This is a genomic window from Streptococcus suis (genome assembly GCF_016775005.1).
GTDB classification, from domain to species: Bacteria; Bacillota; Bacilli; order Lactobacillales; family Streptococcaceae; genus Streptococcus; species Streptococcus suivaginalis.
Genome location: NZ_JAEUXI010000001.1, coordinates 336,872 through 348,516 on the forward strand (window position 1 = coordinate 336,872; position 11,645 = coordinate 348,516).

10 protein-coding genes are annotated in these 11,645 nt (G+C 40.8%); 5 read left to right on the forward strand and 5 right to left on the reverse strand.

Going from position 1 to position 11,645, the window contains the following annotated elements; translation table 11 throughout:
• Nucleotides 1-39 precede the first annotated feature (39 nt).
• Nucleotides 40-429, reverse strand: coding sequence for a DUF1934 domain-containing protein (locus JNG37_RS01490; protein ID WP_158454318.1), 390 nt, complete (start codon nt 427-429; stop codon nt 40-42).
• 1 nt (nt 430) lies between these two features.
• Nucleotides 431-1,324, reverse strand: coding sequence for a sulfite exporter TauE/SafE family protein (locus JNG37_RS01495; RefSeq protein ID WP_158454316.1), 894 nt, complete (start codon nt 1,322-1,324; stop codon nt 431-433).
• Nucleotides 1,325-1,420: 96 nt separating this feature from the next.
• Here JNG37_RS01495 and JNG37_RS01500 point away from each other — a divergent pair, with 96 nt between their 5' ends.
• Genes JNG37_RS01500 through JNG37_RS01520 form a run of 5 tightly spaced genes read left to right on the forward strand, consistent with a single transcriptional unit; the run spans nt 1,421 to nt 7,237 of the window.
• On the forward strand, nt 1,421-2,734 hold the full coding sequence (locus JNG37_RS01500) for an HD domain-containing protein (RefSeq protein WP_158454314.1): 1,314 nt from the start codon (nt 1,421-1,423) through the stop codon (nt 2,732-2,734).
• Nucleotides 2,724-3,533, forward strand: a complete 810-nt coding sequence (yidA, locus tag JNG37_RS01505; RefSeq protein ID WP_158454312.1) for a sugar-phosphatase — start codon at nt 2,724-2,726, stop codon at nt 3,531-3,533. The genes JNG37_RS01500 and yidA overlap by 11 nt, the downstream gene beginning before the upstream one ends.
• On the forward strand, nt 3,533-4,750 hold the full coding sequence (locus JNG37_RS01510) for an aminoacyltransferase (protein WP_158454310.1): 1,218 nt from the start codon (nt 3,533-3,535) through the stop codon (nt 4,748-4,750). Before yidA ends, JNG37_RS01510 begins: the two co-directional genes overlap by 1 nt.
• Nucleotides 4,750-5,988 carry an aminoacyltransferase gene (locus tag JNG37_RS01515; RefSeq protein ID WP_158454308.1) on the forward strand — a complete coding sequence of 413 codons (1,239 nt, stop codon included), beginning with the start codon at nt 4,750-4,752 and terminating at the stop codon, nt 5,986-5,988. The genes JNG37_RS01510 and JNG37_RS01515 overlap by 1 nt, the downstream gene beginning before the upstream one ends.
• A 10-nt stretch (nt 5,989-5,998) precedes the next feature.
• Nucleotides 5,999-7,237 carry an aminoacyltransferase gene (locus tag JNG37_RS01520; protein WP_202848230.1) on the forward strand — a complete coding sequence of 413 codons (1,239 nt, stop codon included), beginning with the start codon at nt 5,999-6,001 and terminating at the stop codon, nt 7,235-7,237.
• 150 nt (nt 7,238-7,387) lie between these two features.
• Here JNG37_RS01520 and JNG37_RS01525 read toward each other — a convergent pair whose 3' ends face one another.
• The 3 genes from JNG37_RS01525 to tuf form a co-directional block, all read right to left on the reverse strand.
• The gene (locus JNG37_RS01525) at nt 7,388-9,013 is read right to left on the reverse strand and encodes a putative polysaccharide biosynthesis protein (RefSeq protein ID WP_158454304.1); all 1,626 of its coding nucleotides are present in this window, start codon (nt 9,011-9,013) and stop codon (nt 7,388-7,390) included.
• Between the two features lie 394 nt (nt 9,014-9,407).
• A complete protein-coding gene (gene tpiA / locus JNG37_RS01530; protein WP_158454302.1) occupies nt 9,408-10,160 on the reverse strand; it encodes a triose-phosphate isomerase in 753 nt (250 codons plus the stop codon).
• A 173-nt stretch (nt 10,161-10,333) separates the two neighbouring features.
• Nucleotides 10,334-11,530, reverse strand: coding sequence for an elongation factor Tu (gene tuf / locus JNG37_RS01535; protein WP_024531546.1), 1,197 nt, complete (start codon nt 11,528-11,530; stop codon nt 10,334-10,336).
• Between the last annotated feature and the right edge of the window lie 115 nt (nt 11,531-11,645).

Sequence of the window (11,645 nt, forward strand, 5' to 3'; positions counted from 1 at the left end):
AGAGCAAAATTTCAAGAATTTTTCCTTTTTGGAAACGTTTTAATCTCCCCAAGAAATCTCCATCTGATAGCGGGCAAAGACTTGATCCCTCTCTAACGGTCGCAATTCATAGGACAAAGCCAATTTTCCAGCCTCTGGCTCAAATTGATAGCGGTCTGTTTTTGTGACAAAGTGCTGAATTCCCATCGGCGTCGGAATGGTTACGATAGCTTCTTGCTGAACCAAAAAACGCATGATTGATTTTGGATTTGAAAATCGCGTCATGGTCAGCTCATCCCTTGTCATTTTCAAAACAACCTTTTCTTCTTCTTCATTTTGATAATGAAGATAAAGAGAGCCATTTTTTTCTGTCAATTCGACTGGAAAAACTTGATGTACCACCTCTGTCTGGTCATCCAATTGAATCTGATTCAGTAACCGGATCTGCATCTTATACCTCTTTCTTTGCGTGTTGAATAAAAGATGAACGTAGCAAGGTAATACCCGTATAGATTGCAATAAAGACCACTAATATTTTCAAATTATTAATATCCAGGCTCGAAAGGAAAAAGGCCGCTGTCAGAACCCCCAAGACCCCTCCGACAATAATCCCCGGAACACCGGGCCAAGAAACCCGACCCGATTGAATGAATTGCTTGGTCCCAGCAGACAACATCATGGCAGCATTCAACATCATAACCGGAAGAGCAACTGCTGGACTAATTCCCATCAGGGAGAAGAAAATCAATTCTGGAGCATAATTTCCCAAGCCCATGCTGAGCAACATACCAATTAAGAAATCAAATCCAATTCCAACCAGCAACTTCCAACCTGTTAATCCACGAACATCTGTCCCCAAATCTGCACCAGGATTCGTTACCATTCGGTAAACCATGATTCCCGCCGCAACAATGAGTAAGACCCCCAAGACCCGCTGAACCTTCTTGGTATCCCAGTTTTGGGTCACACGCGCACCAACAGAAGCTCCCAAAAAGGAAGAGATGGCAAGAGGGACAAGGGTGGTCATCTCCACCTCTACAATGGTGATGAACAACAGAGCTTCCAACAAGATTGGGATGATATGGGCCGTTGTCATTGTGGCTGGGATACGTCGATCTTCCTCCACCAGTTTGGTTGCCTTAAAGAGACTGGTTGTCGTCGCAAAGGTGCCAATCCCCAAGGTATCAAGCAAGTCCGTCAAAAAACCGATTCCAAAGCCTGTCCAAAATCGGTCCGTCATCGAAATCTTATGCTGGCGCATATATGAAACAATCAAGTACAAAATCCAAACAATCATCGCTATCAAAATCATTTGGATGAGGGTTAAAATCATATTTTCAGTCATTCCTCTATTATAATCTAAACTAAGAAAAAGGTAAATACCCGCCCCAAAAAAGGTTTATAGAAGAAGAATGAAGCAGATTTTGATATAATGGAAGGTATGATTGAAAAAGTTTTTCGAGATCCAGTACATAACTACATTCATGTTGATCACGAATTGATCTACAATCTGATCAACACACGCGAATTTCAACGATTACGTCGTATCAAGCAACTTGGAACAACCTCCTATACCTTCCATGGAGGAGAACATAGTCGCTTTTCTCATTGCTTGGGTGTCTATGAAATTGCTAGGAGAATAACGCAAAAATTCGAGGATAACTATGCCCATATTTGGGATGCAGGAGAGTCCCTCTTAACCATGACAGCTGCCCTCTTACATGATTTAGGGCACGGGGCTTATTCTCATACATTTGAACGATTATTTGACACCGACCATGAGGAAATGACCTGTCAAATCATCCTTTCACCTGATACGGAAATCAACGCACTCCTATTGCAGATTTCGCCAGATTTTCCAGAAAAAGTAGCAAGCGTCATCCGACATACCTACCCTAACAAACAGGTAGTCCAGCTGATTTCCAGTCAGATTGATGTCGATCGTATGGACTATCTCTTACGTGACTCCTACTTTACAGGCACCAACTATGGGGAGTTTGATTTGACTCGCATTCTCCGCGTCATCTGCCCAACTCCGCAAGGAATCGCCTTCAAAGAATCAGGTATGCACGCTGTGGAAGACTATGTCCTTAGTCGCTACCAGATGTACATGCAAGTCTATTTCCACCCGGCCAGTCGCTCGATGGAAGTGCTGCTGCAAAACCTTTTAAAACGAGCAAAAATTCTCTACCCCGTTGAAAAACAGTTTTTCCAATTAACATCTCCGCGATTGATCCCCTTTTTCGAACATCAGTTTGATTTAGAGGACTACTTGGCCTTGGATGATGGGGTTATGAACACCTATTTCCAATCCTGGATCAACGGACCTGACCGAACACTTTCAGACCTAGCTCAACGCTATATTAATCGTAAAGTCTTTAAGTCCATTACCTTTAAGGCAGAGCAAGAAGAGGAACTCGATACTCTCCGACACCTGGTCGCAGATGTGGGATTTGATCCCGAATACTACTCGGCTATCCACCATAATTTTGACCTGCCTTACGATATTTATCGGCCAAATGACCAGAAAAAACGGACCCAGATTGAAATCAAGCGAAAAGATGGCAGCCTTGTCGAGCTTTCGCAATTGTCTCCAATCGTCGCCTCACTGTCTGGCACAGTGCACGGTGACAGCCGCTTTTATTTCCCTAAGGAAATGTTGGATGAAGCAGGGATTTTTTCCCACTACAACCAAGACTTCCTCAGTCATATTCACAACGACCAATTTATCAAAGGAAACGATCATGAGCATTAAACTCGTTGCTGTCGATATCGATGGCACTTTACTCAACAGCCAACACCAAATCACACCTGACGTCAAGCAAGCCATCCAAGAAGCAAAGGAAGCCGGCGTCAAGATTGTCATTGCAACAGGACGCCCTATTTCTGGCGTACACCATATTTTAGAAGAATTGCAGCTCAACCAAGCTGGCGACTTCGTCATTACCTTTAACGGTAGCTTAGTACAAGATGCCCATACTGGTGAGGACTTCGTTAAAAACACCCTGTCCTACCAAGACTACCTAGACCTGGTTCACCTCTCCAACACCCTCTCCCTTCCAATGCATGCCAGCACCAAGGAAGGCCTGTTCACAGCCAACCGTAATATCGGGAAGTACACGGTCTATGAGTCAACCTTGGTCAATGCACCGATTTTCTATCGGACTCCTGAAGAAATGACGGACAAGGAAATTATTAAGGTCATGATGGTGGATGAACCTGAGCGTCTCGACAAAGCTCTTGAAACCATTCCAGCAGCCTTCTTTGATCGCTTTACGATTGCCAAATCCGCGCCATTTTATCTAGAATTCACACCAAAACAAGCCAATAAAGGACTGGCTATTATCGCTCTGGCTCAAAAATTAGGCTTAACCATGGACCAAACAATGGCCATTGGTGACCAGGAAAATGACCGACCAATGTTAGAAGTTGTTGGCCATCCAGTTGTCATGGAAAACGGAAGCGATTCTGTCAAAGCAATCGCCAAAACTATCACCAAATCAAACGATGAACATGGTGTTGCACACGCCATTAGAGAGTGGGTTTTAAACTAATGTACACCTATAAAATTGGCATTTCTGCCCAAGAACACGATGAATTTGCAAAACAATCGCCCCAAGTCAACCTCTTGCAAAGCAGCAATTGGGCTGCGATTAAAGACAGTTGGGGCAATGAGCGCTTGGGATTCTACCAAGAAGGCAGTTTAGTGGCCGCTGCTTCTGTCCTCATCCGCCCACTACCTGCTGGCTTTAGCATGCTCTATATTCCACGTGGTCCGATTATGGACTACTCAAACCAAGACTTGGTTCAATTTGTCCTTGCTTCTCTAAAAAAATTCGGCAAAACCAAGCGAGCCCTCTTCATTAAATTTGACCCAGCCCTCCTACTCAAACAGTACAAAATTGGGCAAGAAGTTGAAGAAAACCCTACAACCCTTGCACAACTGGCCATTCTCCAAAAGGCAGGCGCTGAATGGACAGGACGGACTCAGGATATGGCAGAGAACATTCAACCCCGCTTCCAAGCCAATATCCATAGGGAATATTTTTCTGACGAAACTCTGTCAAAAAGCACACGCCAAACCATTCGCACATCCTTGAATAAAGGACTTATAGTTCAAGTTGGGAGCTTCGAATGGTTGGATGAGTTTGCTTCACTCATGAAAAAAACTGAGAAACGCAAATCAATCTCTCTGAGAGATAAAGCTTATTATGAAAAAATACTGACAACCTATCCAGAACATTCCTATATAACCATTACGCAACTGGATTTAGACAAACGCCACAACACCCTCCTTGCTCAAAAGGAAAAATTAGCACAGGAAGCACTCAAATTTACAGAAAAAACAAAGCCAGGTAAACGAGCCCAACATCGGGAAGATACAGAGAAGACACTAGAAGAACTTGCTTTCCTAGAAAAGAAATTAGCTGAGGGTCATCATATTGTCTCTCTTGCTGCAACACTTTCAGTTGATTTTGGTCCAACTTCTGACAATCTCTATGCTGGAATGGATGAAGAATTCCGCCGTTACCAACCTGCTATTCTGACTTGGTATGAAACAGCAAGACAGGCTTTTAATCGCGGTGCCTCATGGCAAAATATGGGAGGTATTGAAAACCAACTAGATGGTGGGCTCTTTAGTTATAAATCAAAATTCAACCCTCTCATCGAAGAATATCTGGGGGAATTTACCGTCCCAGTAAATCGCTTCCTCTACAAATTAACAACCACCGCCTATACAATCCGAAAAAAATTAAGGAGTAAACACTAATGACATTTAGGACTATTAGCAAAGAGGAATTTCTGGAACATTGTCAGCTGGCAACCAGTAAATCATTTTTGCAGTCACCTGAAATGGCTACTCTATTAGAGAAAAGAGGCTTTACAGTCTCCTTTCTTGGCCTTTGGAATCCTCAACAAGAGTTAGTTATCTCCGCCCTCATCTATACAAAAAAAATGTTTGGGGGCATTTACATGGAGCTAAATGCTGGTCCTGTATCAACCGACGATAACTATTTACCTGATTTTTATAAGCATTTAAAAGAGTATGCAACCACAAACGGTGTCTTAGAGCTAGTTGTAAAACCAGCTCAAGATTATCAGCAATTTGATAGCGATGGACAGCCAACTAGTCCAGAAAATCAGGAAGAAATTACTTATTTAACCAATCTAGGCTATCAACATGACGGTCTTAAAACAGGCTATCCCGGTGGAGAACCTGACTGGCATTATGTAAAAGATTTGACGGGTATCCAGTCTGAGAACTTGATTGCTTCCTTCAGTAAAAAGGGCCGCCCAATCATGAAAAAAGTTCACAGCTTTAACATGAAAATACGCCCCCTAAAACGTGATGAACTACATATTTTCAAGGAAATTACTAGCTCCACATCTGAACGTCGTGAGTATACCGATAAAGGACTTGCTTATTACCAGGACTTTTATGATAGTTTTGGTTCGTCTGCTGAATTTATGGTTGCTACCCTTAACTTTCAGGAATACTTACAACTTCTGATCCAGGAACAAGCAACAATCCAGGCTGAAATGGAGGAAATCTTCGCTGTACACGGTCCTCAGCCTGATAGCGTCAAACCAAAAACTAAGCTGAAAAATCTCAATAAACAACTAGATGCTCTTCAACAACGGATTGAAGAAACCAATGGTTTCCTTCAAAAGTATGGTCCTAAGGATGTTGTTCTTGCTGGAAGTCTATTCATCTATACACCACAAGAAGCGGTATATCTCTTCAGTGGCTCCTATACAGAATTCAATAAATTCTATGCCCCTTTTCTCCTACAAGAACATGTAATGCTTGAAGCTATCAAACGCCAGATTACCTTCTATAATTTCTTGGGTATTACGGGAGAATTTGACGGTAGCGATGGCGTGCTACGATTTAAACAGAATTTCAATGGATATGTTGTTCGAAAAATGGGAACTTTCCGTTATTATCCACAGCCACTAAAATACAAGACGATTCAAATCCTAAAAAAATTATTGAGACGTTCATAAAGGGAAACTTATGACTTTTACATTATTAACCGAACATGAATTTGAAACCTTTGTCCATTCTCAGCCAAAGACAAGTTTCGAGCAGTCACTTGAAATGGCAAAATTACGACAAAGTCGCGGATACAAGGTCCAGTTTCTTGGATTCAAAAATGGGACTGGAGAAGTGACCGTTGCCGCACTTGCCTATTCACAAAAACTCTTTGGCGGAACCAAGATGGAAATTTATTGGGGACCAGTCTACACTGCCACATCCTTTCTGACCAGCTTCCTAAGAGAGTTAAAGCATTATGCAAAACAACAGAATGTTTTGGAGTTGGCGATTATTCCGAATGAAGTTTACCAACTATTTGATAACAACGGTGAGGCTACTAGCCAAAAAAACGATGAGCTCATGTCACTCTATCAAACATGCGGATATACTCATCAGGGTTTCCAGACAGGATATGATGGTAGCCAATTATTTTGGCAATATGCCAAAGACCTTTCTCATTTAACTCCTGAAAACTTACGAAAATCTTACACAAAAAAAGGAATCCCCTTAGCCAATAAAACAGCCAGCTTTGGTATAAAGCTAAAAAAATTGGAAAGAAGCGAACTACACCTTTTTAAGGACATTACCTCTGCTACCTCTCAGCGTCGTAACTATGCTGATAAGGGTTTGGATTATTACAAACTCTTCTTTGATGCATTTGGAGATCGTGCCGAATTTATGTTGGCAACAATCAATTTTTTTGATTATTACTCCAATTTGGACAAAGAGCAGCAAAAATTAGCACAGAAAATTGAACGATTAAAAGCAGATTTAGATGTTAATCCCGCCTCTGTCAAAAAACAAAACCAACTCCGAGAATTTACCGATCAATTCAATACATTTACCACACGTAAAGAGGAAGCACAAGAATTGATCAACCAATATGGGGAACAGGACACCCCTCTTGCAGCCAGTCTCTTTGTCTATACTCCACAAGAAGCTGTCTATCTCTACAGCGGATCTTATACTGAATTTAACCGCTTCTATGCGCCTGTCGCCTTGCAGGAACATGTGATGCAAACAGCAATTTCAAAAGAAATTCCTTTCTATAATCTCCTTGGTATCACTGGTCAATTTGATGGTAGTGATGGTGTTTTACGCTTCAAACAAAACTTTAACGGCTATATCATCCGCAAGATGGGGACCTTCCTTTACCACCCATTCCCCATTAAATACCGTCTGATACAAGTAATGAAAAAGATACTTGGTCGGAGATAAAAAGTAATCAACAATAAAAATTACATCAATAGTCGTACTTTTGCTCCAAATTATTCATTGATGTTTTCATACTTTCAGACAAAAAATAAGCTTGAACAAACCGTTCAAGCTTATTTTTATAAGTTAGTGTCTCCATATCATGAAACAATCTTAAAGATGAAGTTTCTGTCTAAGAGTCTGGGCACGTTCTCCAATCAATAAATCAAGCTGGCGAGTTTTCAATCCCAAAACAATGAAAATCAATCCCCCAACACTACCTGAAATCATAATATGTACAAAACTAGAAAAATAGCCTGTTACTGGAAGAATTCCACTAAGGAAAAATTCCACTACCCACACGCACACGCCCATCAAGAGACTAATCCATATAATACTACTGTTGTTTTCTTTCAGAGATTCAATATCAAACGGAACCGCCTGATGAATACATCTATAAAACAAGACCAGGGTGACTGCTAGACCGATTGCTGTTGAAATAAAGGAACCATATTCTTGGAATAAGTAGATACTAGGAATTTGTAGAAGTAATTTGACACCAAATCCAATTCCAAAATAGATTAATCCTTTTTTCTTCTGGAAAACTGCTTGAATGGCAATACCAAATACTGCGTAGAGTCCTTGCAGGAAAATCAACAACAGATTGGCAACAAAGAGATGGATAGCTACATCTTCTGATTGACCATAAAAAATGGTATAGAGAGGCTCTGCCAAGAGAACCGAGCCAAGAATTACTGGAGTCACAAAGATAAACATCATCTGTAAATTGCTGGAGATTAGACGAGCAGTTTCTTTAAAATCCTTCTGAATGTAACTCTCTGTAATCAATAAAAATGCAACACCACTAATCGAATTAGCAATTCCAATAATCAACATCGTAATCTTGCTTGGATTTGCCACTAGATAAGAGTAAAGAGTCAGCAACCTTTCTCCCGTAAGATCGGTAAACTGCTTCATGGTATTGATAAAAGTCAGTTGGTCAACAAATTGATACAACTGGATAATCATCCCAAGGATGATAATCGGAACAGCTTCCTTCAAGGTTTCAATAATCAAGACTTTGATATTGACTTCTACAGAAGTTGGCTTTTTTTGTAAGATTTTCTGCAAATGCCCCGATTTTTGAAGCTCAATCACTAAAACAATAACACTCGCAATCATACCAACGAATGCTGCAAAGGTTGATTGAGTGACAGCATCTAGATAGTTTCCTGACCCCATCTTCATAATGGCATAAGTTGTAGAAAGAATCCATACAACACGCACAATTTGTTCTACAATCATACTGATTGCAAATGGACGCATATCATGATAGCCTTGAAAAAATCCTCGAATGATACTCATGGCTGGAAAGATAAATAAGGGAGGAACCAAGCTATACATAATAGGGATAAGATCCGTAGGTTCACCCGAAGCAGCCGCTAAAAATGGAGATGAAACAAACATGAGGACCGCCGAAAGAGCGCCCATCACCAGCATAAATTTTAAAAATTCTCTTACTAGATAGTAAGAAATATCCTGTCTCCCCTTTGCATTATACTGAGTAATCTGCTTTGCTACCGCTGTTGGGATACCAATTGTTGAAAAAGATAGGAAATTTGCATAGACTTGATACCCCATACTGAACAGGGCGTTAGCTTCTGATTTGTATTCTCCCATCCAAATGAGCCAAGGGATAATATAGATAATTCCTAATAACCGACTGATGATATTTCCTGCCGTAATCCAAATGGCACCATGTACCATCTTCTCTTGACGTTGATTATTTATTTCTGACATTATTCAATTTCCTCACATTTATAACTCCTACATTATAAACTTTTTCAACTAACTTGTAAATTAGCAACATAATAATCCAGATAAGTGAGCTTTACTAATAACTGTTCGTATTTTATATATCAATTGCGAAATCCATATCTATCTATTTATTTCCATCTGCACTCTTATTTTGTTGCCGACTCGATTTTGCAAACACTACTATACTTTTTCAATAACTTTAGACAAATATATGCTAGGTAACAAAAAACTATCAAATAAAATGAAATGGATTTTTTTGAACTAATCAAAAAATAACTATGAAAAAGGGTTTAGTTCTAAACAATTCAGAACTAAACCCAGACAATAATTAATCAGCTAGCTATAGTAGAAACAGCTCACTTATAATTATTATTAATTAGAAGTTCAAAAGTGCCAAGAAGCTTTCTGCTTCAAGTGAAGCACCACCAACAAGCGCACCGTCAACGTCTGGACAAGCCATGTATTCAGCAACGTTTGATGGGTTTACAGAACCGCCATATTGAACGCGAACTTTGTCTGCAACTTCTTGACCGAAGTCAGCTGCAACAACGTCACGGACTGCTTTACACATGTTTTGTGCGTCGTCTTTAGTAGCTGATTTACCAGTACCAATTGCCCAGATTGGCTCATAAGCGATAACAAGTGATGCTACTTGTTCAGCAGTCAAGTCTTTCAAAGCTGCAGAAACTTGCGCACCTACGAATTCAACTGCTTTACCAGCTTCATAGGTTTCAAGTGACTCACCACAGCAGATGATTGGAGTCAAACCGTTGCGGAAGATTGCGTGTGCTTTTTTGTTGATGTCTACGTCAGTTTCGTGGAAGTAATCACGACGCTCTGAATGACCGATAACAACGTAGTTAACACCCATTTCAGCCAATACTTTTGGAGAAGTTTCACCTGTAAAGGCACCAGCATCTTCAAAGTAGCAGTTTTGAGCAGCAACTTTCAATTCTGAATCTTTAGCGAACCACAAGAGAGCGTTCAAATCTACAGCTGGAGCTGCGATAGCTGCTTCAATTTTGTCGCCAGCAGGCAATTTTCCTGCAATTGCCTCAACGAAAGCTTGCGCTTCTTGAGGGTTTTTGTTCATTTTCCAGTTACCGGCAATGATTGGTTTACGTGACATTTCACATACCTCTTCTTTTTTATTTTACAAGGTCCATTATAGCATAAAATCAGGTAAGGTTAAAGCATTTCTGTGCATTTTATGAATGCTTACAGAAAAACTCCCTGTCCAAGGACAGAGAGTTCCAATTAAGTTGTCTGACTATAATTGTTATATCTGGGAACGTAATCGAATTAAGCTTCGATTTCTGTAACCATACCTGAACCAACAGTACGTCCACCTTCACGGATAGAGAAAGTAGTACCTTGTTCAACGGCGATTGGGTGGATCAATTCAACGTCGATAGTTACGTTATCACCAGGCATTACCATTTCAGTACCTTCTGGCAATTTGATTGAACCAGTTACGTCAGTTGTACGGAAGTAGAACTGTGGACGGTAGTTGTCGAAGAATGGAGTGTGACGTCCACCCTCTTCTTTAGTAAGGATGTAAACTTCACCTTTGAATTTAGTGTGTGGGTTGATAGAACCTGGTTTAGAGATAACTTGACCACGTTCGATTTCGTCACGTTGTACACCACGAAGAAGCACACCAACGTTATCGCCGGCAAGACCTTCGTCAAGTTGTTTACGGAACATTTCAACACCAGTAACAACTGCTTTAGATTTTTCTTCTTGAAGACCAACGATTTCGATTTCGTCGTTGACACGAACAGTACCACGGTCGATACGTCCTGAAGCTACAGTACCACGACCAGTGATTGAGAATACGTCCTCGACTGGAAGCAACAATGGTTTGTCAGTGTCGCGTTCTGGTTCTGGAATGTACTCATCAACAGTGTTCATCAATTCCATAACGATGTCTTCGTACTTAGCGTCACCTTCAAGAGCTTTAAGAGCTGAACCTTGGATAACTGGAAGATCATCACCTGGGAAATCGTATTCTGAAAGAAGGTCACGGATTTCCATTTCAACCAACTCAAGCAATTCTTCATCGTCAACCAAGTCAACTTTGTTCATGAAGACGATAAGGTGTTTAACACCAACCTGACGTGAAAGAAGGATGTGCTCACGAGTTTGTGGCATTGGACCGTCAGTTGAAGCTACTACAAGGATCGCACCGTCCATTTGGGCAGCACCAGTGATCATGTTTTTAACGTAGTCCGCGTGTCCTGGAGCGTCGATGTGAGCGTAGTGGCGTTTTTCAGTTTCGTACTCAACGTGTGCAGTGTTGATAGTGATACCGCGCTCGCGCTCTTCTGGAGCAGCATCGATAGACGCATAATCTTTAGGTTGGTTAACTGATGAAGGCAAGCGACGTGCCAATACAGTTGTGATAGCTGCAGTCAAAGTAGTTTTACCGTGGTCAACGTGTCCAATTGTACCAATGTTAACGTGGGGTTTACTACGATCGTATTTTTCTTTTGCCATTTTGGTAAAAGCCTCCAATAAAATATATTTTATAGATAGACAGTAGGCAATACGGTCTAACTTTACCTTACTATTCTATCAAATTGTAGCAGAAATGCAAGCATTTTCTATCGTT